We start from the raw sequence: 26,871 nt of genomic DNA, 5'->3' as shown, positions 1-26,871 counted from the left end.
TCCGGGCGCTGAACGGCGAGGGCAAGGACGGCTGCGTTGCCTGGCGGGATGACGCGGTGCGGTTGTGTTGTGCTGTGGTGAGGTGGTCTCATGTGAGTGTGGCCCGATCAGCCGGGCAACCTGATCCCTGTCACCTCTCCAAATACCTGTGATCGGCTCCGCATTCGGACATCAGGCGAAGCAAAGGTCCGGCCATGGTTACTGGAGCGGCGTCGCCCCTATGCGCTGATGGTGGTCTGTGATGGCGTCGGGGCCTACCACAGGCCGTCGTGCAAGCATGCATCGTTCACCTGCTGCGCGCATGCCGCCCGCCAGCACTGGAACGCCAACGCCAAAGCGCTCAAGCCGGTCTACACTGGCGCGCCCGAGGCCGCCGCGCTCGAGCGCTTCATGGAGTTCGCCGAGATCTGGGGCGGCGGGGATCCGGCGATCGTGAAGTTGTGGGAGGACGCTTGGGCCGAGTTCGTGCCCTCCCTCAACTTCGACACCGAGATCCGCTTGGTGATCTGCTTGACCAACGCCATCGAGTCCGTGAACGCCCGCATCCGCAGGACGGTCAAGGCTAGCGGCCACTTCCCGAACGAGCAGGCCGCGCTGAAGTGCGTCTACATGGCGATCACGAGCCTGGCCCCGACCGGCAGGGGTCGCAATCGCTGGATCACCCGTTGGAAAGCCGCCCTGAGCGCCTTCGCGATCACCTTCGAAGCTACCTGACCCTGACCGCCCCTTAATCGCACATGATCGAGATACACCACTGACTGGACACACCCCCTCCTAGGTACAGTTTGATCAGCGAACACTAGGACCGGGGGAAATGGACGTGTGGGCGGAGGGCATGGCTGACTTCAGGAACTGGTGCACCCTCAAGACATTGGTGCCCGTTGGCGACCACCATGCCGGCATGATCGAGTCGTACGACGATGCCGCGGGCGTTAATGTCCTGTCTGCGATTCTCCCGAACGCGTATGCCGAATCCGAGTCCCTTGCGCTGATTGCGGAGCGACTTGGGAAGGATGCGGTGGCTAAGTTCCTCCGCAACAAGTTTCCTACCACGGCAAGCGCTCGTTCCGGGGACATGGGCGAGATCCTTGCGACGGCCTACCTACACGAAGAGCGCGGGTATGTGGTTGGACCGAGCCGACTCATTCAGCGTGACCATCAAGAGTGGGCGATGAGGGGGGATGACGTACTCGGAGCAAGGCTCGACGCCGATGGTAGGCCTCACATCACCAAGGCAGAGGCGAAAAGCCGTGTCACGCTTAGCAAGGGTACGGTCGCGGAGGCTCGCGAAGGTCTAGCACGCAACGATGAGTTGCCCTCGCCGCACTCGCTCACCCAGTTCGCCGAACGGCTCCTGTCCACGGTCGACAGTGACGTCGGCGAGGCCGTGCTTGACATGCAGCTCTTGGAAGGTGTTCGCCCCGACAGCGTTGGTCACCTGATGTTCCTCTTCACGAGCAGCGACCCGAGTAGACACGTGATAGCAGATCTTCAGGCGTACTCGGGCGCTGTGCCACAGCTGACGATCACGCTTCGAGTTCAAGGCCACAAAGAGTTCATTGAAAACGCTTACGAAGGGGTGACCGTCGGTGCCTCGTGAGGCGCGGGATCTGGCAGAAAATCTTGCGACAGCCACCGACGCTGGCTTTCGCGGGCGCCTGCTGGCCCGTGGACAGGCCCAATCCATGATTCGGCGCGAGGGCGTTCTTCCTAGGGACGCACCCACGTTCAGTCCCTTTCTGGACGCGGACCTGCTCAACTATGGGTACGCGTTGTTGGCCACAAGCCTTGAGCTGTTGGAGGCCGCGGACGACGACACGACCGAGCAGATCTCCCTCGCACAGCAGGGGTTCATCCAGAGCTCCTACGCGCTTGAGGCTGCCACCCGGAACGCGACGCCTGAAGCAGACCTGGTCTTTCATGGACTTGTCGCCGGCGCGGCCAGCCATCTCGGCGGCTACGCCGCGCGGGCGTTCTCGCTGATCCAAGCGAGCCGACAGTCGGGGCGGTTGACGCCGATGGAGCAGACGCTGGCGGACCTGGTATTGCGCGACTTGAGTTCGATCGAGGAGCGAACCCAGTCGCTGCGCTCCTCTCCCCAACTCACCGATGACGCTCTGTTGACGAGCCTCACTGCAGTGGGCAGCAGCACGGAGGAAGACGCACCGCCGGACCAGGTCGGCCCCATCGTCCTTCTCCTCAGCGAGAACTATCTCTCGGCCGTCTCAGCTGCCTTGTTCGCGATCGAGATCGGCAGCCGAGACCTGCTCGAGACAGCCCTCGAAGAGCTGCGGCTTGGCGAGCAGGCGTCATCGGACGTGAGCGCCCCCGGCCCATGGTGGGTGTACCGGCTCACTCGACATCTGCTCGGAGGCCTGTTCGACACCAGCCTTGAGACGAACATCCCAAAAGAACCACCGCCAGAAGCTGCTGACAACGTCGAACGGTGGCGCTATCTCCGGCGCACTTTCGTTGAGTCGCTCCTGGCGCGGGAACGTTCAGAGATAGACCTGTGGCCCTCCCAACTCCACGTCGTCGGCAGGATCTTCCAGGACGTACATGATCTCGTTGTCGCGCTTCCGACCAGCGCTGGCAAGACCCGTATCGCTGAACTATCGATCTTGGCGTGTCTTGCACAGGGACGACGCACGGTGTACGTCACCCCGCTGCGAGCCTTGTCCGCCCAGACTGAGCAGGTCCTCGCGCGGACCTTTTCGCCGCTGGGCATCCGCGTCTCGTCCCTTTACGGCAGCATGGGGACGAGCCACGTCGACGAGGACACCCTGCGCTCCAGCGCAATCGTCGTGGCGACCCCCGAGAAGCTGGATTTCGCGCTTCGATCCGACCCGTCGGTGCTCGATGACGTCGGCCTCGTCGTCTTGGACGAGGGGCACATGATCGGAGCCACCGAGCGCGAGGTCCGCTACGAAGCCCAGATCCAGCGGCTCCTGCGTCGTCCAGACGCTTCGACGCGCCGCATCCTGTGCCTTTCGGCCGTGTTTCCGTCCGGGAGCGAGCTCGACGACTTCGTCGCATGGATCACTGATGATAACCCAGACGGCCTGCACCGCGAGGAGTGGCGTCCGACGCAGCAGCGCTTCGGCCTTGTTGAGTGGCGTAAAAACCATGCGCGCCTGACCGTAACTCTCGGGCCCGACCAACCCTTCATCCCACGCTACTTCGAGGCGAAGAAGCCGAGCGGCCGGCGCAGGAAGATGTTCCCGGCGAACCAACGTGAACACGTTATCGCCACCGCGTGGCGTCTGGTCGAAGACGGCCAGACCGTTCTTGTCTTCTGCCCCCAGCGGAATTTCGTGGAGCCGTACGCCCGCGCGATCATCGATCTCCACCGCAGAGACCTTGTTTCCTCCGTCCTGCCCGCGGATGTCGACCTTCACGACGCGCTCACCGTGGGCGCCGAGTGGTTCGGTGCCGACCATCCGATATTGGGATGTCTTCGGCTAGGCGTGGCCATCCACCACGGAGCGCTCCCCGGTCCCTTCCGCCGCGAGATCGAGCGACTTTTGCAGCGGGGCAGCTTGAAGGTCACTGTTGCCTCACCGACTCTCGCCCAGGGACTGAACCTGTCCGCGTCAGCGGTGCTCTTCCACGGCCTTCGCCGCGGCAGGGACGTGCTCAAGGGTTCTGAGTTCGCGAATGTGATCGGGCGTGCGGGTCGCGCGTTCGTTGACACTGAAGGGCTTGTTCTCTATCCGATCTTCGAGCCGACTCAAAGACATCGGCGAGAGTGGCTCGCACTCACACAGGGAGATGGCGGCAAGGCCCTGCGATCTGGACTCATCGAGATCGGCGTTGCACTCCTGAAAAGGATGTACGCATCGCAGAGGCTCACTTCGGTGGAGCCCCTTCTCGACTACCTCACCGGTGGGCCCGACTGGTCCCTGCCTATCCTGTCCCAGGAGCCTGATGAGGCGCGGGTCGCCGCTGCCCAGAGTTGGCAGTCGAACCTCGCGTTGCTCGACATCGGCATCCTGAGCGTCGTCGGAGACAGTGGCTTGGACAACGTTGCCGACGCCGCGACGCAGATCGTCACTGATGCCCTGCGCGATTCTCTGTGGGAACGGCAACTTCGCCGCTACGACGACACGTTAGCCGCTGCCGTACGCGGACTGGTGTACAGCCGGACCAGCCACTTGTGGCAAACGTCCACACCCTCCCAACGCCGCGGCTGGTTCTTGGCTGGGCTAGGTGCCAACGCCGGGTCCGAGCTCGCCCAAGTATCTGGAAGTATCATCGCCTTGGCGGGCCAAGCCGAAGCCGCCATCGCCGACGCGGACCATGAGACGGCTGCCGACTTGCTCGTGGCGATCGCCGACACTTTGTTCGCGATGGAAGTCTTCGCTCCCGAGACAGTGCTCGACAATTGGCGCGGGGTATTGAGGCACTGGGTTCACGGTTTGGCCCTCGGCGACCTTTCCGGCGACCGCGTCGCGATGGCGCAGTTCATCGAGGCCGACGTCATCTACCGGCTGGTCTGGGGAATGGAAGCTGCCAAGGTCTACGAAACTGCCCAGGGTAACCTCGAGGCCGACGCCTTGTTGGGGACGGCAGTAACCGCAATCGAAACGGGAACGTTCAATCGGGCGGCTTCGATCCTTATACGTTCTGGCTTCGACCATCGCCTCGCGGCCATATCGGCAGTCAAGAGCACCGGCGCCACATTCGACTCGGCTGCCGAGATGCGCCAATGGATCGACGACCTCGACCCCGCGCAGGCCCTCAGCGAAAACTGGCCTACACCCGAGTCGCGGTCAGCTTGGGAGACATTCGTGAACCCCTCGCGGGCACAGCGCTCGCTTCGATGGAGCCGCAGGACGGAGGACTTGCAGGCGGTCACCTGGTACGGGACGGTACCTGAGCCTGGTACCTGGCTGCGCGTGACTGACACTGGACCAGACAAGATCGAGATCTGGTCCAGCGGCTACGACCTGCTTGGAGAAGCCGCCATTCTCCTCAATCGTGAGCGCCAGGGCGTGTTGCGTGCTCGACGACTTCGCACTGGCACTGGGGTCCGCCTGCTTTATCGCGGTCCGGGCGACTTGCTCCCGAAGGCGCCATAGGCATAGTTGTTGGCATGATTGGACCTCTGAGGTTCGACCGCGCGGTAGAGCCGGCATCGATAGCTGCGGAGCGGGGGCGAGGGTGCGGTGATGATCGTTATCGAGGCGTTCAGAGCCAACGCAGACGACGAAGCGGGTGCACTGCCCGTCGGTTCATACGGACATCCCGGGGACGGCGGGCAGATGGTGATCGACCGAGGCTGATCGGCCCCCAGGTGACGCTCAGCTCCTTCGACCCCTTCGGGGGCAGCTTCAGCCGTCGTTGACATCCATACGGCAGCGGGCTTCCGTTCGGTAGCCGGCCTCCGCATGGATGTGATGATGGCCGCACCGGCGATGCACGCGCACTCATGGGCCACCGGGCTTGGAGCAGCGTGGCCAAGCAGTCGGGCACAACCAAGGCCTCCAGAAGACCTGGGAGGTTAAGCTGGCTCAGGCGCACGACCGAGGGCACGTACCGCGCTTTGACCGATCCCTGAACGCGTCACCACCACCTACGCGGCCCTCCTGCCTGACGAAACGGCCTGCACGATGGGCCTGGAGACCGTCTCACCGGCTCCTGCCGACGTCCGTAAGCCCGCCCGCACTATCTACGGCAACTAACTTGTGACGACCTCGGCGCGGAAGGTGCGAACCTGTCAGCGTGCCCCGCTAGATTGAGCCCCGAGGCCAGTAGAACTCATGACACGGCCTCGGCGTGAAGGAGATCACCTGACGATGAGCCACCTGACAAAAGCCTGCAGCACCGATCTCGAGACGAGGGTGGTGACGTGGTAGTGGCTCCAGTGACCAAGGAAGTGCAGCGCGCCGAGCTTCATAAGACGATCTGGCGCATCGCCACCGACCTGCGCGGCAGCGTCGACGGTTGGGACTTCAAGAGCTACGTGCTGGGCATGCTCTTCTACCGATTCATCTCCGAGAACCTCACCGCATACCTGAACGAGTTGGAGCGTGAGGCTGGCGACGCCGACTTCGACTACGCCCAGCTCGGCGACCAGGATGCCGAGTTTGGCCGCAAGGATACCGTTGAGGAGAAGGGCTTCTACATCCTGCCTAGTGAGCTGTTCGTCAACGTTCGTAGGCGGGCTAGTAGGGATGAGAAGTTTCGCGAGAACCTCAACGAGACGTTGGCGAAGATTTTCGCGAACATCGAGGGGTCAGCGGTTGGCACCAACAGCGAGGATGCCCTGAAGGGTCTGTTCGACGACCTTGACGTCAACAGCGCCAAACTCGGCAACACTGTAACCAGGCGCAATGAGAAGCTTGTCAGGTTGCTGGAGGCCATCGGCGATCTACCTCTCGGGAACTTCCAGGACAACGCCATTGACCTCTTCGGCGATGCCTACGAGTACCTCATGCAGATGTACGCGGCGAACGCTGGCAAGTCTGGTGGCGAGTACTACACGCCGCAGGAGGTGAGCGAACTCCTTGCGCGCGTCACCGTCACAGGCAAGAAGTCGGTCAACAAGGTCTACGATCCGGCATGCGGCTCTGGCTCACTGCTACTGAAGTTCGCCAAGGTTCTAGGCAAGGGGAACGTCCGACGGGGTTTCTTCGGCCAAGAGATCAACCTCACCACGTACAATCTGGCGCGGATCAACATGTTCCTGCACGATGTGAATTACGAGCAATTTGACATCGCGCACGGCGATACGCTGATCGATCCACACCACTGGGATGATGAGCCGTTCGACGCGATCGTCTCCAATCCGCCGTACTCGATTAGGTGGGCAGGTGATGCCAACCCACTACTGATCAACGACCCGCGCTTCTCGTCGGCTGGCGTGCTGGCGCCGAAGAGCAAGGCGGACCTTGCCTTCACGATGCACATCCTGTCCTGGCTTGCCGTTAGCGGCACGGCGGCCATCGTACAGTTCCCCGGAGTCCTCTACCGCAGTGGCGCAGAGCAGAAGATCCGCAAGTACCTGGTCGACAATAACTATGTCGACACAGTCATCCAGCTCCCGCCCGACTTGTTCTTCGGTACCAACATCGGGACCTGCATCCTCGTGCTGAAGAAGTCGAAGAAGGACAACTCCGTACTGTTCATCGACGCCTCTGCCGAGTTCGTGCATGTCGGAAGCAAGAACAAGCTCAGTGTGGTGAACCAGCAGAGGATCCTTAACGCTTTCGCGGCGCGCGAGGATATCGAACACTTCGCGAGGCTCGTGACCAACGCTGAGCTTACCCAAGCCGACTACAACCTCTCAGTTTCCTCCTATGTTGAGGCTGAGGATACCCGTGAGGTTGTTGACATCCAGAAGCTAAACGCTGAGATTGCGCAGCTCGTGACGCGGCAGCAGGAACTGCGGGAGCAGATCGATGCGATCGTTGCCGATCTGGAGGACGCGTCGTGAGTCGGATCGACGATCTGATTACAGAGCTGGCCCCTAAAGGGGTACCTATGCAGCCACTCGGCGAGGTTGGGATCTTCATCCGGGGCCGTAGGTTCACGAAGGCTGACCGGGTTGATGATGGCCTGCCGAGTATCCACTACGGGGAAATTTATACACACTACGGGGTCGCAACATCGGACACGATCTCTGATGTTCGTGCCGACCTCGCTCCGACGCTTCGGTTTGCTCAGCCTGGCGACGTCATCATCGCTGCGGTGGGTGAGACGGTCGAGGACGTCGGAAAGGCTGTGGCCTGGCTCGGAACTGAGCAAGTGGCGGTCCACGATGACTGTTTCATATTTCGCTCCTCGCTCGACCCAAAGTTCGTCGTATACCTGACACAGTCAGATGCCTTCAAGAAGGCAAAGGAACCTTTCGTTGCGCGTGCAAAGGTAAAGCGGCTATCCGCTAGCGGACTGGCAAGGCTCCGAATCCCCTTGCCGCCAATCGATGTGCAGCGCGAGATTGTCAGAGTGCTCGACTCGTTCCAATTGCTAGAAGCAGAGCTGGTCGCGGAGTTGGAGGCCCGCAAGCAGCAGCGCCTCGCGTTCTCGTATACGCTTCCCGAAGCTCCGTATATCAAAGCCCTAAGTTCAGGTACCTCGGAGCATGTACGGCTCGGTGAAATAGCAACTCCATACGTCGACCCGTTGCGCGTTCAGGCAGATGAGATCTATATGAACCTCGGCGTAAAATGGTATGGCGAAGGAGTTTTCGCCCGAGAGTCTAAGCGCGGCAGCACCATCAAGGGGACCACGCTCTATCGAGTAAAGCCGGGCCAGTTCATCTACAACCGCATGTTTGTAACCGAGGGGTCGTTCGCAGTCGTTCCGCCGGAACTCGCCGATGGGGTTGTATCCGCCGAATTCCCAGTCTACGACCTCGACAATTCGCGTGTACTACCTGAATGGCTGCTGTTGTACTTCCAAGACGAGTACACGCTCAAACGAGTGGCAGCCGAGGTTACGGGCGTCGAGCGGGGCTCGACCAAGAGTCGCCGACGCTGGAAGCAGGAGCAGTTCGAAGCGTTTCAGATTGAATTGCCGTCAGTGCCGGCCCAGCGAGAGTTGCTACGCGTACTCGGCACTGTTGCCGCTCTGGAATCAAGCCTGCGCGACGAACTGGTTGCCCGTCGCAAGCAGTTCGATTACTACCGTGACAAACTCTTGACCTTTGAGGAATTGCCGGTATGAGCGAGCGAAAGACCACAACAGATATCGAGCCGATCGCAGGCGGTACGGAGAGCACGGTTGTTGCAGAGTACGCCCGTGATGCCGCGACCTCCACTGCCTACCAGTCTGAGGCGGAACTGGAAAAGGAGCTCATCGTACTCCTGCAGTCGCAGGAGTACGAATATCTCCGGATCCACTCGGAGGCAGAGCTCGTCGCCAATCTCCGCACCCAGCTGGAGGCTCTGAACAACATCGCGTTCTCCGACGCTGAGTGGGATACCTTCTTCAAGGAACGCATCACCGGTGATAAAGAAGGCGTCATCGAGAAGACGGTGCGTATCCAGGAGGACTACGTCCAGCTGCTCAAGCGCGACGACGGAACCACAAAGAATGTTCGGCTCATCGACAAGACCAACATTCACAACAATCGGCTGCAGGTCATCAATCAGTACAAGGTTGATCAGGGGCAAGGCGGAGCTAAGTACAGCAACCGTTATGACGTGACCATACTGGTCAATGGCCTCCCGATGGTACATATCGAACTCAAGCGCCGTGGCGTTGCCATCCGTGAGGCGTTCAATCAGATCAACCGCTACCACCGCGACAGCTTCTGGGCCGGCTCAGGCGTGTTTGACTACGTGCAGCTCTTTGTGATCAGCAACGGCACGCACACGAAGTACTACAGCAACACTACTCGCCGTCAGCACATCTCCGAGACGGCTGGCACAAAGAAGCCCAAGAAGACCAGCAACTCCTTCGAGTTCACCTCGTGGTGGGCGGATGCGACTAACAATCCGATCCAGGACCTGACCGCCTTCGCAGTGACCTTCTTAGCTCGCCACACGCTGCTCAATATCCTGACCAAATACTGTGTCCTCACTGCCGACCGGATGCTCCTGGTCATGCGCCCGTACCAGATCGTCGCGACCGAGCGGATCCTCCAAAAGATCGAGATCTCGACCAACTACAAGAAGCTCGGCACCGTGGCCGCGGGTGGCTACGTGTGGCATACCACCGGCTCGGGTAAAACCCTAACCTCGTTCAAAGCTGCGCAGTTAGCCTCACGCCTTGCGGACGTCGACAAGGTGCTGTTCGTGGTCGACCGCAAAGACCTCGACTACCAGACGATGCGCGAGTACGACCGCTTCGAGCGGGGCGCAGCCAACTCGAACACGTCGACCCGGGTCCTGAAGAAGCAGCTGGAGGACCCCAACGCCAAGATCATCATCACGACGATCCAGAAGCTCGCGACCTTTATCGCGGGCAACAGAGGCCACGAGATCTACAACGGTCACGTAGTGATCATCTTCGACGAATGTCACCGCTCACAGTTCGGCGACATGCACACGGCCATTACCAAGGCCTTCAGACGCTACAACCTGTTCGGCTTCACTGGCACACCGATCTTTGCTGACAATGCCCGCCGCGGCGGCAACTTGAAGCTCAAGACCACCGAGCAGGCCTTCGGCGACAAGCTGCATACCTACACGGTTGTTGATGCCATCAACGACAAGAACGTCCTACCGTTCCGTATCGACTACGTCAACACCATCAGGCTGGCAGCAGACGTTCAGGACAAGCAGGTGTCCGCCATTGATACCGAGCGGGCCTTACTGGCGCCGGACCGCGTCCGGCAGGTCGTCGAGTACACGCTGAAGCACTTCAACCAGAAGACGAAGCGCGCCGAGCACTACACACTGGGCCAGCGACGCCTGCGCGGCTTCAACGCCCTGTTCGCAACCGCCTCGATCGCGGCTGCCAAGCTCTACTACACCGAGTTCAAGACCCAGCAGGAAAAACTTCTTCCGGATCGTCGCCTGAAAGTCGGCCTGATCTATTCGTACGCCACTAACGAGGCTATCGAAGACGGCGCGCTCGACGAAGAGGAGTTTGAGACTGGGGCACTTGACCAGTCGTCGCGTGACTTCCTCGAAGCTGCAATTCGCGACTACAACGCCATGTTCGGCACAAGCTTCGACACTTCGGCGGACAAGTTCCAGAACTACTACAAGGACTTGTCGCTGCGCCTTAAAAACCGTGAAATCGACCTGGTCATCGTGGTCAACATGTTCCTGACGGGCTTCGACGCAACGACCCTCAACACCCTCTGGGTCGACAAGAACCTGCGCACTCACGGCCTGGTCCAGGCGTACTCGCGCACCAACCGTATCCTTAACTCGGTCAAGACCTACGGCAACATAATTAGCTTCCGTGACTTAGAGGAAGAGACCAACGACGCCCTTGCGTTGTTCGGCAATAAGGATGCCGGCGGCATTGTGCTACTTAAGCCATATCGCGACTACTACCGCGAATACTCCGAAAAGGTAACCGAGCTGCTCAACCGGTTCCCGCTCGGGCAGCAGATCGTTGGCGAGCGGGCGCAGAAGGGCTTCATCGCTCTGTTTGGCGCCATCCTGCGCCTGCAGAACATCCTGACCAGCTTCGATGAATTCGCCGGCAACGAGATCTTGACCGATCGCCAGGCCCAGGACTATCGCAGCATCTACCTTGACATCTACGCGGAATTCCGCCGGATTCAGGACACGGACAAGGAATCCATCATCGATGACGTCGTCTTCGAAATCGAGCTGATCAAGCAGATCGAGATCAACGTCGACTACATCCTGATGCTGGTTCAGAAGTACAAGGTTGCCAAGGGTGATGGCACAGACAAGGAGATTCGTGCCGAGATCGCCCGCGCTGTCGACGCCAGCCCAACACTGCGCAACAAGAAGGATCTCGTCGAAGCCTTCGTCGACTCTGTATCGGCCCGAAGCGTGGTCGCTGAGGAGTGGCGGGCGTTTGTCACCGCCAAGCGCGAAGCCGAACTTGACCAGATCATCGCTGAAGAGGGACTGCGAGCCGACGAGGCCCGAAGGTTTATCAACACCGCCTTCCGCGATGGCGCTATCCAGACTGATGGCACGGCCATCACAAGGGTGCTGCCGCCGGTATCACGCTTCGCTGCTCGCGGCGCCTTTAGCGACAAGAAGCAGCGCGTGCTGACCAAGCTAGGTGCGTTCTTTGACCGCTTCATCGGGCTTGGTGCAGATGGAGTTTCTGCGTCTGATGAGTGAGCAACGTCCGCTGGAGGCGTGCTGAATGGGGCTATTCCGTGCGCATTTCCTGCCCAGGTAGGCGCCCTGGCCGAGGCGGGACCGGCCCGGGCAGGGCGCATGCTCGACCCGCCCGCGTAGCGGGCCTCGGGGGTGCCGCATGGCCGCCACTGCCTGTTCCCGCGCGGGGCCCGTCTGAGCCAGGGGGTACGACTGTCGGCGCAGAACACGTCATAAGCGGTGCCATGCGGTCGGGCCTGCCGAACGCTTCGGTCTCCGGCTTGTAGACGCCGTCAACCAACGGCTAACCACACCGTTGGCGACGAGGTCGTCCAGCAGGTCTGCGGCCGGGCGCTCGATGCGCAGCCATAGTTCCGCATCCTTGCGCAGGAAGTACATCGCTGGTCGTGTAGCGCGGACAACAGCGCTTGAGCAGCCTCCAGGTTCGGCCGTGGTGGCAGGCGTGAGCATCGCAGCCGGCACTGCGATGCTGCTGCCTCCAGTGTTAGCGCGGCCCTCACATTCGTCCCCCCGCTACGACTATGTTGGCGGCAACGGCGGTTGCCCGCTGCGACTCCCACCGCCCCTGCTGCCGTACCCGCTGCTGGATCTCCTTCGCCGTCCCCCTCATCCTCCTCCCGGGCCATGGCCTTCTGGGGCATCACCTTCGACCTTCCGAGCGACTGGCGGCTGACTGAGGTGGGGACGATCGCCTGCCTCGAATCTCCTGACGACCACGGGGTCAGCGGTTCGTGGGGGCTGCCATGTCGGCCGGACTCGCTGGTGCTGGAACTGCAGCCCGAGCCTCTTACCTGGCCAGTGGGCAGTATCGATGGCCCGGAGCAGGGATTGACCCAGGGCAACGCCATCTTGCCCTGTCTGGCCGGTGGCAGTGTCACATCCGATCGGAGGTACGCCTCCGCTGATGTGGACATCAGTGAGCTATCCCCGGTTGGCCTATGACGTGCTTGCCTACGATGAATACGCCACAGCCAGCGGCGGAAGGACGGTCGTCTCAGATCTGGAACCTCTTGCCGACGGGCGCAAGGCGGCCCACCGCCGGTGGAAGGTCGGATGCCACGAAGAGGATTGGACGTCTACTCAGGAGGCGTGGTGGCTGCCTGTCTCGCGCGTGGTCTTCTACTCGCTGTCGGTCCGCCCCGGAAAGTCGCCCATCTACGAACGGATCGTGCGTTCAGCGGACTTGACCGGCTTCGCCAGGGCTGCGGCAGCTTTGGCGAAGCCGATGTTCGCCGACGTCGAGAAATTGGGCATGCTGAGCTTGTCGGGCGACGCTTCCACGCTGAGCTTTCAGGAAGCCAAGCGGCAGTGGGGGGACGAGAACGGCAGACATATCAGCGCCGCTTGAGGCAGCAACTGGTACGCCGCCGCAGTCGGCACCCCGGTCGAGGCCCAGCTATCCCCCGCTTCACGTTCTTTGCGCTTCGCGATGGCATGCCCGATCGCTACAACATGCGCACTCTGTCCGTGCTGAAAAGTTCATCCGCGCCCCTGCAGGAGTCAGGAAAGGCTTCCCAGCCTTCACCGTCTCCTTCGACGAGCGGGGCCGGATCTACACTGTGGCGCAGGAGTTTCAAGCATGACCTCGAGCATGTTCGCGAGCTCGAAGACTGGGCTATGTCGATATCCCATCTGACATGCGGCCGAGGACGTCGGTGACAAGGCCAGCAGGTTGGACCAGCTCTGCTGGGGCTCACGCAGACTGACGTCAGCAGCCGCGAGCTCACCGGAGCGTGGGTGAGCTTCCGCAGAAGGGGCTCCACCGTTCTAGGCGGCGTCGATGGAGGCAACGATGTCGCGTGCGAGGGTGAGGTTGGAGGCGGCCACGAACTTCTGCCTGAAGGGTGTCAAAACCAGGACCGAGGCGTTGACCTGCGCATTCGTGACGGCACCTTGTTGGTTAGCTAGCGCGCTGATACTCGTTGATCAGCCCGCCGAGGACTTGGCGGCGCTTGATTCTGGCCCGTCGGCAGCGGGATCGCGTCGGACTCATCATTGGTGGGAGCTCGGAGGGCGAGGGAGCGGTGCGGCCGGTGGCGATTGTCATGATCGGCGTATTCGTTCAGCACGGTGTGAAGGTGTCGTTCGCCGAAGATCAGCAGTCGGTCGGTGCGTTCCGTGCGTGTGGTGCGGACCCGTCGCTCGGCGAACGCGTTCGCGCGAGGCGACCGCGGCGGGATCTAGCACCTGAATGCCGTCACCGACGAAGACATCATCGAAGCTGCCGGTGAACTTCGTGTCCCGATCCCGAATCAGCAACCGGACGTGTTGGCCCGGTGCTCCAAATGACAAGAAGGTTGCGGGCTTGCTGGGTATCCCATGTGCCATCAGGGTGAGCGGTCACGCCGAGCACGTGCACGGATCGGGTGCCGACCTCCACCACGAAGAAGACGTACAACGGGCGCAGCGTAACGGTGTCCACCGTGAAAAAGTCACAAGCCAGCGCTGGCGGCGTGGGCTTGGAGGAAATTACGCCGGCGGTCATCGGCTCGTCGCGGCGCCGGACCCAGGCGCGCCCGTTTCAGGACCCCGCGGATCGTCGCACTGCTCACCTGATGGCCCAGATGCCGCAGTTCGCCTCGGATGCGCTCGTAACACCAGCGCGGATTCTCCCGCGCCAACTGCTGGGTCAACGCCACGACCGCCGGATCGGTCGCTGGCCGTCCTATTTTCCGGTGCGGGTAGGGCCAGTGACGTGCGATCAGATGCTGGTGCCAGCGCAGCAGCGTTCCTGGTGTGACCAACCGGTGGGCACGCAGGACCGCCGGCAGTCCTCGGGCCAGTGCGGACAGCACTGCTCGGTCCGCCCATGACAGCCTTGGACGGTGGACCTGGCGGCGCAGCACGGTGACCTCGTGCCGCAGGACGAGGATCTCCATGTTCTTGGACGCGTCGCTACGGGCCAGCAGTGTCATCCACCCCACGATGCGGCAGAAGATCATGTAGGAGACGGAGCGTCGCGAGCCTCGAGCATGCCTGACCCAGCCACTGCTCCGACCAGGAAGCCGAGACAAACCCGCAGCTCACGACCGTGATTGGAGTATTGACACCCTTCAGGTTGAGTTGGTCTGCCGACTCGATCTCCTCAAGGGGGCCGTGCGCCACATTTAGTCGTTGCGTTCCGGCTATGCATGATAACTCTGCGTGACATCATGAGCTGCGTGCTCGCAGGAAGGGGAACGATGTCACGGTGGGCGAGGGTAGTGCCGGGAGTGTTGGTGGGCGGGTTGTTGGTGACGGGGCCGGTGTGGGCGTCCGCACGCCCGTGGACCGACGGGTATGGGCGGCTTGGGACCGTTGAGATCAGTGCCGACCGAAAGCGCGTGATGCTGTGTGATGCGCTCGACGACGAGGACAAGGTGGCCGTGGAGTATAAGACCACGATCGGCCGGACGATCCTGCTGCAGGCAGGGCCCAAGTCGGGGTGTGTCGACGATTCGGTGTTCTTCGGTTCCATCAAGCGGGCCCAGTTCTGTTACGGCCCGGACGTCGATCCCGATGGTGGCACATGGCGCTGGTGCAACCCGGCGCGCAACATCTAGCAACTCCCAGGACGACCGCGAATGACTGAAGGAGCGGGTGTGCTGACCGGAGTTGCTTCCCGTGGGCTACCGCAGCAGGCGCGTCAACGCAGGCCGGCCCTCGCCGCCCTCGCTGTGCTGCTCGTGCTTGGTGGCGCCCTGGCCACGACCCTCCTGGTGATGCGCGCCGACGAACGCATTTCCGTCATCCGTGTCACCAAGAAGATCGGTGCCGGCCAGCGCTTCGACCGCGGAGCGCTGCAGGAGGCGCGCATCGCCGATGGGGGAGTCACCTACTGGTCGTGGGCCCAGCGCGACCAGGTGGCCGCCACCGTCGCCACCGTCACCGTGCTGCCCGGCACGCTGCTGACCCGGCCGATGGCCGCGGCGAACGGGACTGGAGCGATCAGCGGGAAATCCGTCAGGATGGGGCTGGCGCTCAAGCCTGGCCAAGCGCCCTATGACCTGCAGCGCGGTGAGCGGGTCCAGCTGATCCACGTTCCCGCGCGCAGGCCCGACTCCGAACCGCCCACGCTTCTTGCGGAGGAGGCTGTGGTGGAGAGCGTGAGCTACACGTCCGGATCGGCCAGTCAGGCTACGGTCGTCGTGGACAGTGCTGTTGCGCCTGTGGTCGCGGCCCACGCCCTCAATGGGGAGATCTCCATCGCTGTCGTGCGCGCACAACCTTGACATCGCGCTGAACGCGCAGCATCAATCCAAGAATTGATGGCAGGCCATGTTGCGCAGACGAAAGTCTCGTTCGTGGGAGGGGAACAACTCGTCGCACTTCATCCCGATCAATGATGGGATTCCAGCGTGCTCAGAGCTGCGGGGTGAGGCTGGGCGGGGGCGGCTCGGTGCTCGTTTTGCTCGATGGCTCGACTGTGGCGTGTGATGGTCAATCGCGGGTCCATCCGGCGTTGGTGGGTGGACAGCGGGGAGGCGGTCACGCGCCACATCGACGTGTGCTCGATTCCTGGGTGCGATGACGGCCTTGGCGTTGCCGGTGATGCCATCTCGTTTTCCGGTCGTTTCGTTTGGAGTACTGGTGGTGGCCCTGGATGCGGTGGCCGACTTCCTCTTGTAGTGGGGAGATGTGACGATCCCCGTGTTGTTGGCGCCTTGCGGAATCTCTGTGGTTGCTTGTGAGGAGGTCTGCTGCTTCCCTGACGTGGCTGTCCCGGCTCCGCTGACGGCCATGGCGATGGCTGCGGCGGTAGTGGCCCCGCCTGCGAGCAACAGAGCCGTGGCGCGGATCCGCCCGCGTCGTCGCTCACTCATTCCGGGCATAGCCTGCTCCCGATTCTCCTGATCGCTAAGGTGTCGCAGCCTAATTGCGGGATGGTGCCCGTCGGACAGGCTTTGATCTTCCCTGAAAGATTCGTGGCACTGAGATATCGGGTGGCGGCCTGCATCTACGTGCCATCCGCGCGACGCAGCAGCTTGTCGTTTGGCCCATGAAGATGCTGATCAATGCAGGGACCCGCTAGATCTACGCGAAGGAGGAGACGTGATGCGATCCGCTCGCGCAGCCTCGGTGCAAGCGAACCGGGCTGTTACCCAGCGGCTATAGCTAGCCGTGGTTATCATGTGACTCTCTGTTTACAGTATGGCTGCAAGGGGCAGTCAGAACACAGGGAGGCTTCGCGTGGGATTGTTCGCTGCCAGGTTCTTTGCCCTCGCCGCAGTAGGGATGTTGGTGACGGCTGCCCTTCCCGCTGCACCGGTACGTGCTGCGGCTGGAGCGCTGATCATCAACGGTGAGGTGTACTACAAACCTCATGGCTGTTACCCCATCCGAGATCTGCCGGCGTACGTTCTCAACGAGACCAACGGGGTCGCCTTTATCCATGAGGGCCCAAGCTGTGACGTCGACATCAACGCCGTACTACTCTCCGGTCGGCTGGAAATCGCCAGAACGGGCAAGAGTGTCTTCATCGGCTGACCCGATTCTTGGCGGGCGGGGAATACGCCTTATGTGGTCGTATCTGCCGTGTCCGCAAGTGGCTCTTGGGTCAAGCTTTGGCGATTGGAATCGTGTTTCCCAGATCAATTCCGCTGAAGGGGCTGGTAAATCTGAAGTGACGTGATCGGCTCCTGTGGAGGTGCCTGCTGATTCGGGATGATCCTCACGCAAGGGGAAGATGGCTGGGGTTCTGGCTGGCGGCCCGTTCCCTCGCCCTGGCCGCAGCTGCGCTCGGTGCAGTCTTGGGCGGACCATCCTTGGCGCATGCACTGGGTACGGATTACTGCCCGCCAGTATCTGAGGAAGCGTACAAAATGTTCGACATCGAAAAGTGGTGCGCTTCCGTCAACGATGAGTTTGAAAGCGGTCACTACCCGGACTTGTTGGGGCTTTTGAAGGAGGCGCGGCGTCAGCCGGCCTCCGTAGCAGCTCCAGAACGCGACATAGCAGAAAGGCCACGGGCCAGGCCGCAGCCATCACCCAGCAGAACGGTAACCCGGGACGCTCCACATCCGATCAGAACGCAGCGACCAGCAGCCGAGCCGGCACTGAACGCTCGCCGTCATCATCCGGCCGAAGTAGAGGTGTCGCCTGGGCAGGTCGTGCGACCACATCCGATGAGTTCCCTGAACGCCCAGAAGGCACGACACAAGTACTCGCACGCGCCCCGTGGGCGCCGGCATGCTCATCCAAGGCCCAAGCCTTCTGCTTCCGGCGTGCCGGCTCCTGCTCCGGCCAGCACGCGTGTTGCACCCATGCCCGCCCTGCCTTCCCGATCTGCTCAAGGCAGCGAGTCGGTGAATACCGCCTCGACCGACTCCTGGCCGGTCTTGGGCGGGGCTGCCGCATTCGCCTTGTTGGTGATGCTGCTGGCCGGGCTTCTGGTCCATTGGGCCCGAAGGAGGGGCAGGCCGAACGTCCCGCTGATCGCGGTCCCTGGAGTAGACATACAGCGCGAGGACGGCCTCGTCCCTGGTCGCGAACTCATTACTGCAACTGTCGGTGCCGCCACGGTCAGTACGGGTACTCAGGAAGAGGCCAGTGCACAGGAACTGCCCTCGCGGCGCGAAACGGCGGCGGCAGCCTCGCCGATTTCGGAGTCCGCATCGGGGGCAATAGGACCTCCGACAGTCGCGGGCTCGGCAGCCCTGGCCCAGGTGTACGTACTTGGACCGGCGCGCGTGATGGTGGCTGGACGGGAGGTGTCGTTCGGCCGTGCGGAAGGCCGCGCGTTGTTCGCCCTACTCGCGACGATCAAGGATGGCGCCTCGTCGGAGTCGGTGGTCGAGCGGTTGTGGCCAGGGGACGAAGAGCGAGGCGCCCGCCGCCTGGACACAGCGGTGCGCGATATCAATGCGACGATGCGGCAGGCGACGGGACTTGCAGCCCATGTGAAGTTCGTGGTGAAGACAGGACAGAGGCGCCGGCTGCCTGCGGCGTACTTCGACGTGGACTGGTGGCAGTTCGAAGAGGCGTGCGTTCAAGCCAATTCCGCGTCCGGCGAGCACGCTCGTCGGGAGGCGTTGCGACGGATGCTGGACCTGTACCAGGGGCCCCTCCTGGCGGATCGTGATGACGCCTGGTGCATTTCTCCACGCCAGGCTGCTGCGACACAGGCAGTTCGGGGAGCTCTGCGACTGGTCGACCTCGAGCGACCGGAGAACCCGGACCGTGCGCTGGATGTGCTGACGTTGGCGGTTGACCGCATCGATCCCTACAACGAGGTGTTGTGGCGCCAGATCCTCATGATTCAGGGGGATCTCGGTCGATTGTCCGCCTTCGAGGTGACTTTCCAGCAGCTGACGGAACGGTTGGCGGAAATCGACGCGCGGCCGAGTGCACAAGCCCGGCAGATCTACCAGCGCTTCATCGGGTGATTGACAGCTCCCAGTCATGGTGGCCAAGACTCTGTCGGTCACGCATGGGGTGTGTGGCCAAACCTCGGCCGTGAGCAGATGGGCGGGGTGAGTGCCGTAGATGCGGGCCAGTAGGCGCAGGGTGGCAACCGATGGGCGTCGGCCTGCCTGCGGGCAGTTCTCATAGTCATGCAGGCGGGACTCGCGCAGTTCGGCGCCGTTGGTGCCTGCGAGGCGGTGGAAGGCGTCGATCGTCTGCGCCGCGGTGAGCCCGACGGTGTACCGGTAGAGGCGCAATGGGGTGGCACGGTGGTCCAGGCCGTGGATGACGGCGATCTGGTCAGTGGTGAAGCTGTGCTGGCGTAGATATCGGCCGCGGCGGCGGCAATCGAGCAGTGTCTGATATCCGGTGCCTGACATGGGCTCAGGTCTCTTCGTGGTTCAGCGCGGGATGCGCGCGGAGCCCGTTGCCGGGTTCCAGCGGACGGTAGGCGGGTTCTGATGAGGAGCTCCAGTCTCCGCATGGGGTGATCGCCGGGGCGTTCGCATGGTTGTCGGTGACGTGGCGGCGGGTGCTACCGCAGGTCGTCGAAGCCTGGAGTCGACGGCCTGATCACGGTGGTGGGGTGCGGACTTGACACCTGGAGTGCAGGTGGGCGTAGATACCGGTCCGACGGTCCGTCCGTAGGCGCGGTGTGGTGGGGCTGGGCGGACGGGCTGGGGTGGGTTTGCCTCGTGTAGGGGACGAGGCAAACCAACGCCGGCGTCTTTGGTTCAGACCGGTGCAGGCCGTCAGCTGGTACGCGAATGGGGGCAGATTTCCGCACTGGAAATTGGGATAGCGTTCGCCTGCGCGATTAAGACCGCTAGGCCTTGGAGAATTCATTCTTGCAGGTCAAGCCGTTTTCGGCTGCGGCGGTGGACGGCCCGACTCGTCTAAAGACGACTCCTGGGAATATGTGTGCATGCGCCTCGTGGCTGTCCATGCTGCTCGCGCCCTGCTCTGCCGCTTCTGGTGTATCTCGCCATCACTTCTCTTTATCAGCAACTTGTAGTCGGCCTCGCCGAAGGCCAGCCGCTGCGGTGACCTCGTCGTGAGCGGCGAGCAGCTCCTGCGCCTGAGGGAGCCACCTGGGGTCCGGTCGTCCGCCTCGACTCGGTACGGCGGTACTGCCGTGGACTGACGGCCGTGTGTACGGGCCCACGTGCCGCCCATGTGCGGCACGTACTCGGGCCGTTGGGTTGTCCGCTGTGGGTATGCGGTGGCGGGCCTGTCGGCGTTTCTCAGACGTACCCGTGGTGTCTGTAGCGGGGGATGGCGATGTGAGCGGCGATCAGCTCGGCAACATCAGTGGGTGTCGCGGGTGGTGGCGTGGGCGGGTAGCAGAGGGAATGGTCCCATTTTGTTTTCCTTACGTGTTGCCGCGCGCGTTTGCTGGCGACGTTTTCCACCTAGTTCCATTGACGCTCGATACTGCGTCGATGTCAACCGAATGCGCACACGGCTCGCAGATTATTTCGAGCCCAATTTGGGCAACGGGGTGCTGTTGCCGCTGTCCGGTGAAATGCGTGAAGAGTCGGGCAGGTCATTGGTGTCAAGTCGATCCGGCCGCCTTCTCGGAAGTTGTCTCGGCAGGTCAGCCATTGTTTCATTAGGTTAGCCTCTCCAGCCGTTGGGGTGACGGAATTTATTGGCCGGTCGACTTGCTGCCTGGGTGATGCGCGAGGGATGGTCGTGATGCAAACAAAACACCGGCCGCACCGGGCCGGGAATGCGACCGGAAAGGGCATCGCGCAATGGCTATTCACATCCCGGAAATGACTGTTACCGAATATGTTTCCGATGACACGGAAACCGCCATCACTGCCCACGCCGACGCTGCGCCCCTGACGGCTCCTGAACGGGCCGACGCTGACGCCTCGAACGCCGTCCCCGCGCCGGATACCGATGTTCGCGTAGCGGCGGTGTGGGCGGCGCTGAGCGCCGAGCCGGGCGGTTCGGCCACGATGATCGGGGCGGCGGCCGGTCTGAGCCGGATGGCGGCGGGCAAGATCCTCAACGAGTTCGAGGCCGATGGTCGCGCCCGCCGTGAGCCGGGCGTGAGCGACGGCACCACACGCGGCCGGGCGGCGGACCGGTGGTTTCCGATCACCACCGGCACCGAGCTGACCGGCACGGCCGACACGTCCGCCCCGGCCCCGGCCCCGGAGACGCCGGGTGTCACGCCTGAGGCAGCCCCCGCCCTGGATGCGGACACTCCGGACGCTGACACGGTGCGCGCATCCGAGGAGGAGGCGCTCCCGGCCGCCATCGATTCGAATGATGCCGCCCCGGCGGAAGACCCGGCCGATGGCGAGGAGAACCTGATCGCCGACGGCGCAGCCAATCAGGGGTCCGGCGGGACGAACGGCGAACTCGACTCGATCCCTGACATGGACGCATCCCAGCCAGTGTCCGAGCCGGGGGTGGACGATCCGATGTGGGCACTCGTGAGAGCTGAGCTCACCGAGATCGGAAGCCTCCTCGGCGGGGTGATTCTGGCGAACGATGAGGGTAACGCCGTGATGGCGTTGGGGTGCCTGGAAATGGCGATGACGAAGGTCGCCTCGGTACACCGTAACGCGCGGGCGGTGCTGACGGGCACCGCCGTCACGCCGACCCGCGCGGTGCCGGCCACCCGGCCGGGTTGCGCCAGTGGCGCGGGTACGGGGAGTGCGGCGCGGCCGGGGGCATTGCGGGATCGGGTGCACGCCCACCTGATCGAGTTCCCGGACAAGGACTTCACCCCCTACGAGATCGGAAGGGTTCTGAACGCCTCCTCCGGCGCGGTAGCCAACGCCCTGGACCGCCTCGTGAACCTCGGGGATGCGGTGCTGACATGTGAACGGCCCCGGCGGTTCGCCCTCGCCCCCACGGCCCGGCCCGCCGTCAACACCGATGAGGAGGCCGACACCTACGGCGACTGAGCCGGGCGTGAGGGCGGGCCGCCCCCACCGGCCCGCCCGCCCCGGTCCCATGGCCCCGACCCAGGGCTCTCCGAGCCCACCACAACGCCGCCGCATGTGCGGCATAACCCCGGCCCGTGCTGGGCGGTAACACCGCCTGGCCCCCTGATCACCGGCGCACCAGCCCCCAGTACGGCGGAACCCCACCCCACCCATGGCCCATTCGGTCATCACTTCTGTTTCGCATGCTCAAAGAGAGGAGCTGTCATGGCTCACGAGATCGAGATCTTCGCCAACGGTTCGGCCGGGTTCGCCGCCGCCGGGAAGCCCGGCTGGCACGGGCTCGGCTACACCGCGCCCGGCCCGATGACCGCCGAGGAACTCCTGTCCAACGCCCAGCTGGCCGGGTGGAACGTGCGTAAGGTGCCGGTCGGTCAGGTCACCGATCCGGTCACCGGCCAGCCGGTCGTCACCGATGAGGACTTCCTCGTGGTGCGTACCAACCCGGTCACCGGGCGACCTGAGCGCCTCGGCCGTGTCGGCAGGGACTATCAGGTCCTGCAGAACGAGGACGTGACCGGCTTCCTGCAGACGCTGGTGGACGAGTCCGGGGCGATCTTCGCCACGGGCGGCTCGCTGAACGGCGGACGCCGGGTGTTCGTCACCATGCGCTTGCCCGAGCCCCTCATGGTCGGCGGATTCGATCAGATCGACCTGTACCTCGCCGCGTTCTCCCGGCATGACGGATGGGGTTCGTTCGTCACGGTCGCCACCCCGGTCCGGGTGGTGTGCGCGAACACCGAACGAGCCGCGCTCGCCAACCACGCCTCGAAGTTCACTGTCCGGCACACCGGCAACGTTGCCGGGCGCATCGCCGAGGCGCGCGACGCGCTGAAACTGACCTGGAAGCACGGGGAAGCCTTCGCGGCCGAGGCCGAGAAGTTGCTCGCGGTCCCGATGGGTGTGAAGGAGTTCCGTCAGTTTGCCAACCGGCTCCACCCGCTTCCCTCGGACGCAAAGGACCTGGCCAAGCGCAATCACGACCTAACGATGCGGGAGCTCGAGTACCTGTTCGCGCAGGCCCCGACTCAGGAACCGATCCGGAACACGCGATGGGCCGCGTACAACGCGGTGACCGAGCGGCTGGACCACAGGAGCCCGGTATTCGGCAACCGCGACGTGGCGGCGGTGCGGGCCGAGCGGGCCCTGCTGGATGACCACGACAACGCCAAGATCAAGGCGCGCGCCTTCCGGCTCCTGGTTTCCGCGTAGCCCACAACGTCGCTGTCCGGTCCGGCTCCGACGTGGGCCGTACCGGACCCACACGGACTAACCCGACAACCGATCACAGAAGGCCGCCCGCCCCATCATCACGGGAGCGGCAGGCGACGAGTGGCCGGTTGGGGCTGGGGCACCCCGACCGTCCGGTACCCCGCCCCACGTACGTCATCCACCACTACTGAAGGAGACCGTCATGGGACGACTCGAAGACCTGGTCAGCCACTACGCCACCGCCGCCCGCTGGGAACTCAGCGAGGCCCTCAGCCGCATCGTCTCCCTCGATGATGAAGGCACGTTGGGTGACAAGGACCTGGGCCGCATCGCCTACGCCTACCAGCGGCTGTCGTGGTGGCAGCAGGTCACCGACCTCACGCACGGCTGCGAGGAGACGCTCGACGGCGGGACCGCGCTGTTGACCGTGCGGCAACGGGCACGTGAGTCGCTGATCAACGCCCGCCCGGTGAACAACGGCGGCATGTTCGCCCAGGCGATGGCCGAGTCCCGCAGGGGCGGCGCGCGTGCCTTTCTGGACGCGACCGAGAAGCTCGCCGAGGCGATTGCCCTCCCCATCGAGCACGGCGTTCGTCCGGCCGACACCGATATCCCCGGGATCGAGCGGTCCTCGGTCGAGGGCGACCGTTCGTGACGCCGTGGGAGAGCGGTTCCCGGATCGAGCAGACGGGCTGGGAAGGGGCCCACGTGATCGCGAGGTCCCAGGCCGCTACCAAGCAGTCTGCCCGTCTCGCTGGGCACGGTGGGCACGGTGGGCGGTGTTGGTCTCTCTCAACCCCGACTCGAACGGAGCAGAAGCACGAGGCCGAGGCGGTTGCGCAGGCGGCGCGGACGACCAGGATTTCACGGGCGCGGGTTCGCGCAGAGCCGGGTGGCCGTTGATCGCGCTTCCATTCCCGCGCGGCGTCTCTCGTCATCGACGAGCGCGTGTGCCGTATCCGACACGGCGCTTTCCAGCCGCCCATCGTCCACTTGCCCGGCCTGCGCCTCTTTGGCGCGCCTGGCGAACCCGAGCCGCTGGTCCGGCGGCCACTCCATGAGCCCCCACCCCTCACGATCACTCGACGAAAGGAAGACACGCGATGGATCATCACCGCCAGTCCGGCCCTCTGCCCCCGATTGGGGAAGCGGACAGTAGTACCCCCGCCTGGCACATCGGCGGGAACCAAGCCGGGCAGGAGCGGCACCCGTTCGATCGGCTGATCGCCGAGAAGATCACCGCTGCCCGCCACGCCTTCTACACGGCGGCAGCAAAGGCGATCTTCACCTTGCAGAACGGGCGACGGCTTTCCAGCGAGAAGTTGTTCGCCGCCGCTTACACCCAGGCATCGCGAGCCTGGTGGGATCTGGTGGATGAGGAGATCACCGGCAAGAAGCTGGCCTCCGATCACGCGCTGCGGCGGGTGCGCTCCTGGGCCCGCCACTACCTCACCGGAGAACCTCCGGCGGCCCTGCCAGGCACATTGTTCGATCATGCCCTCGCCCACGCCTCACGCATCGCCGCCCGCGACTTCCTCACCGCCAGCGGCCAGCTCCTGATCCAGCACCTCGCCGAGTCCGGTGATGGAGCCGATGTTCCGGCTTCAGGGATGCCCTTGGACAACCACGACCCCGCCAGCACGCCCCCGAACCCGGTAGTACTCCCGGCGGTTCCCTCAGCGACGGCGGACGCGCTGTGAATCTGCAACCAGCCATGTCAGCGCGTCTCAGCGCTGGCGTCATCACCCGACGAAGGGACAATTCCATGCGGAATCCACAGCACCCCGATGCCCCGATCCCCGCACCCGACACCGGTACCGCCGCCACTTCCGGCCCCGATCACAGTGAAGCGCCGTCGGTGGAGGTGATCATCGAGCAGGCCCGCCAGATGCGGCAGCACAACGCCGACACCATCGGACGGCGGCTCAGCCAGGGCCAGCGGCTGAGTGCCGAGGTGCTCTACGACATCCTGCACGCGCAAACGCTCGCCGGTTGGTGGCTGCTCGTCGACCGGCAGATCCAGCACGCCCGGGGCGGCCGGGGCCTGACCCCGGCTCATGCAACGGCCAGGTTCGTCACCTGGGTCAGTCCCTACCTGGACGACGACACCACCACCCCTGACACCGCTGGAATGGTGCGTGCCCTCGGGCTGCACTGCGAACACGAACTCGCCCTGGCCCACTTCGACCGGGCCTTGGCCCTCATCCGGCAGGACGCGGCTCGAACCTTCCTGGCTCAAGTCAAGACACTCGTGCCGGCCTCCTCCGTGAAGCAGGCTCCCAGCAGCTCGGCCGGGCCGGAGGCAAAGGCATGAGCGACAGCGCCGCCACCGGCGAACCCATCCCCACTGTGCCGGAGGTCTCCTCGACGCACCCGCTCGCATCGGGCTGTGGGGGCAGCTCGCGGGTGGAGTCCTTCCAGATGATGGCCTGGCGATGGGACATCACCACGGCCAAGAAGCTCACCCGGAACCGTGCAGCCGAGGTCCGGATCGAACCCAATGAATGGGCGGGCATGCTCCGGTTGGTTGCGATCAACCGCGAGCACGCCGCTCAGGTGGACCTGTCCGTGCCGTTGATCATGGCCACGGTCCCGAACGGCGGGATGCTCATCATCGACGGCTGGCACCGCCTGTACAAGGCTCTGACCACCGAAGTGTCCGAGCTGTACGCCGTGGTGCTCACGGCCGAGGAGGAGCTCGCCTGCAGGATGCACGGCGGGGAGAAGGGGCAGGGCTGCATCGTGTAGTGCCTGACCCGGTGGCGCAGGAGGTATGCCCCGCCCAGCACATCCCTAGTGCGCTGGGCGGGGCATACCTCCTGCGCCACCGGCTCACATCGGCCGGGTGGAGTCCGCTTCAACAATTCGAGGATGCTTCCCTGCTTTGATCAGCTCGAACCGCTCCAGTAGCGCTTGAGGTGTTGGATTTTGCAGGAGATACGGGTTGGGCCCATACCCGAAAACGCTCACGTAGGGTTCGGGCTTCTCTGGCACAGGGTTGGCCATTTCGACGAGGGGTCCGCCGCCGTCCGGGGCGTTGGGGGTGCGCGGGTGGAGGGTGTGGCCGATGAGGCGGAGCACTGATTCGATAGGGAGCAGGTAGTCGAGGAGACTGGTTTCGTCGTCGTCGGTCAGGGTGGAGTCCTGGGGCCGGTTGCGGTTGTGCAGGTCGACTTGCCCGGCGTTGGCGAGGTGGTCGTAGAGGCGGCCTTCCAGCCATCCGGCTTCGCTGCTGTTGAGCGTCTCGTCCTCGTTGGATTCGTAGCGTATGAGCAGGGCCCGATACCAGTGGTTCCGGCCTTTGAGCTGCTGGAGGACTCGCTGGCGTAGTCCAGGGGTGGTGGCCTTGCCGACGTAGGCTCCCCATCGGCCCTCGGCGTCTGGGCGGTCGAGGAGGATATAGGCGCCGGGGACGTTCCAGCCCCGTTCGAGGCGGTTGGCGTGGTCTCGGTCGAGCAGAAGCATGCCGGCGACCTTGTGCTTGGCTCGGATCTTGATCGGGTTGTTGAGGTCGTAGGAGAGGCTGACGATGAGCGGGGACGGGGCGAGCCGGACTGCGCACATGGAGGTGTCTCCTTCACCGG

At 63.6% G+C, this 26,871-nt stretch carries 21 protein-coding genes; 18 read left to right on the top strand and 3 right to left on the bottom strand.

Annotated elements, in window-relative coordinates; translation table 11 throughout:
- The first annotated feature begins 96 nt into the window (after positions 1–96).
- The 7 genes from AB0C33_RS15710 (at position 97) to AB0C33_RS15680 (ending at position 13,074) form a co-directional block, all read left to right on the top strand.
- Positions 97–714, top strand: coding sequence for a transposase (locus AB0C33_RS15710; RefSeq protein ID WP_358287879.1), 618 nt, complete (start codon positions 97–99; stop codon positions 712–714).
- Between the two features lie 187 nt (positions 715–901).
- Positions 902–1,600, top strand: coding sequence for a hypothetical protein (locus AB0C33_RS15705; protein WP_358287876.1), 699 nt, complete (start codon positions 902–904; stop codon positions 1,598–1,600).
- Positions 1,590–5,081, top strand: a complete 3,492-nt coding sequence (locus AB0C33_RS15700; RefSeq protein WP_358287874.1) for a DEAD/DEAH box helicase — start codon at positions 1,590–1,592, stop codon at positions 5,079–5,081. The genes AB0C33_RS15705 and AB0C33_RS15700 overlap by 11 nt, the downstream gene beginning before the upstream one ends.
- 785 nt (positions 5,082–5,866) lie before the next feature.
- Positions 5,867–7,438, top strand: coding sequence for a type I restriction-modification system subunit M (locus AB0C33_RS15695; RefSeq protein WP_358287871.1), 1,572 nt, complete (start codon positions 5,867–5,869; stop codon positions 7,436–7,438).
- Complete coding sequence (locus AB0C33_RS15690) at positions 7,435–8,670, top strand: restriction endonuclease subunit S (RefSeq protein ID WP_358287868.1); 1,236 nt, start codon at positions 7,435–7,437, stop codon at positions 8,668–8,670. The genes AB0C33_RS15695 and AB0C33_RS15690 overlap by 4 nt, the downstream gene beginning before the upstream one ends.
- Positions 8,667–11,726 (top strand): type I restriction endonuclease subunit R, encoded by a 3,060-nt coding sequence (locus AB0C33_RS15685; RefSeq protein ID WP_358287865.1) that lies wholly within the window; start codon positions 8,667–8,669, stop codon positions 11,724–11,726. The genes AB0C33_RS15690 and AB0C33_RS15685 overlap by 4 nt, the downstream gene beginning before the upstream one ends.
- 916 nt (positions 11,727–12,642) lie before the next feature.
- A complete protein-coding gene (locus AB0C33_RS15680) occupies positions 12,643–13,074 on the top strand; it encodes a hypothetical protein (RefSeq protein WP_358287862.1) in 432 nt (143 codons plus the stop codon).
- Positions 13,075–13,630: 556 nt separating this feature from the next.
- Here the strand turns inward: AB0C33_RS15680 and AB0C33_RS15675 are convergent.
- A complete protein-coding gene (locus tag AB0C33_RS15675) occupies positions 13,631–13,906 on the bottom strand; it encodes an integrase core domain-containing protein (protein ID WP_358289058.1) in 276 nt (91 codons plus the stop codon).
- 252 nt (positions 13,907–14,158) lie between these two features.
- Entirely contained in the window at positions 14,159–14,668 is a 510-nt protein-coding gene (locus AB0C33_RS15670) for a hypothetical protein (RefSeq protein WP_358287859.1), read from the bottom strand.
- Between the two features lie 276 nt (positions 14,669–14,944).
- Between AB0C33_RS15670 and AB0C33_RS15665 the strand changes: the two genes are divergently transcribed.
- The 11 genes from AB0C33_RS15665 to AB0C33_RS15615 all read left to right on the top strand — a co-directional run bounded on the left by AB0C33_RS15665 (position 14,945) and on the right by AB0C33_RS15615 (position 26,035).
- Positions 14,945–15,268 carry a hypothetical protein gene (locus tag AB0C33_RS15665; RefSeq protein WP_358287856.1) on the top strand — a complete coding sequence of 108 codons (324 nt, stop codon included), beginning with the start codon at positions 14,945–14,947 and terminating at the stop codon, positions 15,266–15,268.
- A 39-nt stretch (positions 15,269–15,307) separates the two neighbouring features.
- Complete coding sequence (locus AB0C33_RS15660) at positions 15,308–15,937, top strand: hypothetical protein (RefSeq protein WP_358287853.1); 630 nt, start codon at positions 15,308–15,310, stop codon at positions 15,935–15,937.
- Positions 15,938–16,895: 958 nt separating this feature from the next.
- Positions 16,896–17,192 carry a hypothetical protein gene (locus AB0C33_RS15655; RefSeq protein WP_358287850.1) on the top strand — a complete coding sequence of 99 codons (297 nt, stop codon included), beginning with the start codon at positions 16,896–16,898 and terminating at the stop codon, positions 17,190–17,192.
- Between the two features lie 818 nt (positions 17,193–18,010).
- A complete protein-coding gene (locus AB0C33_RS15650; protein WP_358287847.1) occupies positions 18,011–19,090 on the top strand; it encodes a BTAD domain-containing putative transcriptional regulator in 1,080 nt (359 codons plus the stop codon).
- 168 nt (positions 19,091–19,258) lie between these two features.
- On the top strand, positions 19,259–19,435 hold the full coding sequence (locus AB0C33_RS15645; protein ID WP_358287845.1) for a hypothetical protein: 177 nt from the start codon (positions 19,259–19,261) through the stop codon (positions 19,433–19,435).
- 1,431 nt (positions 19,436–20,866) lie between these two features.
- Complete coding sequence (locus AB0C33_RS15640; RefSeq protein WP_358287842.1) at positions 20,867–22,036, top strand: hypothetical protein; 1,170 nt, start codon at positions 20,867–20,869, stop codon at positions 22,034–22,036.
- 246 nt (positions 22,037–22,282) lie between these two features.
- The gene (locus AB0C33_RS15635) at positions 22,283–23,287 is read left to right on the top strand and encodes a DUF932 domain-containing protein (protein WP_358287839.1); all 1,005 of its coding nucleotides are present in this window, start codon (positions 22,283–22,285) and stop codon (positions 23,285–23,287) included.
- Between the two features lie 202 nt (positions 23,288–23,489).
- Entirely contained in the window at positions 23,490–23,942 is a 453-nt protein-coding gene (locus tag AB0C33_RS15630; RefSeq protein ID WP_358287836.1) for a hypothetical protein, read from the top strand.
- 448 nt (positions 23,943–24,390) lie between these two features.
- Positions 24,391–24,987, top strand: a complete 597-nt coding sequence (locus AB0C33_RS15625) for a hypothetical protein (protein WP_358287834.1) — start codon at positions 24,391–24,393, stop codon at positions 24,985–24,987.
- A 65-nt stretch (positions 24,988–25,052) separates the two neighbouring features.
- A complete protein-coding gene (locus AB0C33_RS15620; RefSeq protein WP_358287831.1) occupies positions 25,053–25,601 on the top strand; it encodes a hypothetical protein in 549 nt (182 codons plus the stop codon).
- A complete protein-coding gene (locus tag AB0C33_RS15615; protein ID WP_358287828.1) occupies positions 25,598–26,035 on the top strand; it encodes a hypothetical protein in 438 nt (145 codons plus the stop codon). The genes AB0C33_RS15620 and AB0C33_RS15615 overlap by 4 nt, the downstream gene beginning before the upstream one ends.
- Before the next feature lie 84 nt (positions 26,036–26,119).
- Here AB0C33_RS15615 and AB0C33_RS15610 read toward each other — a convergent pair whose 3' ends face one another.
- Positions 26,120–26,851, bottom strand: a complete 732-nt coding sequence (locus AB0C33_RS15610) for a hypothetical protein (RefSeq protein ID WP_358287826.1) — start codon at positions 26,849–26,851, stop codon at positions 26,120–26,122.
- Positions 26,852–26,871: the final 20 nt, after the last annotated feature.

Origin of the sequence: Nonomuraea sp. NPDC048881 (assembly GCF_040649795.1) — a bacterium.
Lineage (GTDB): Bacteria > Actinomycetota > Actinomycetes > Streptosporangiales > Streptosporangiaceae > Nonomuraea.
This window is presented reverse-complemented; position numbering and strand designations above follow the sequence as displayed.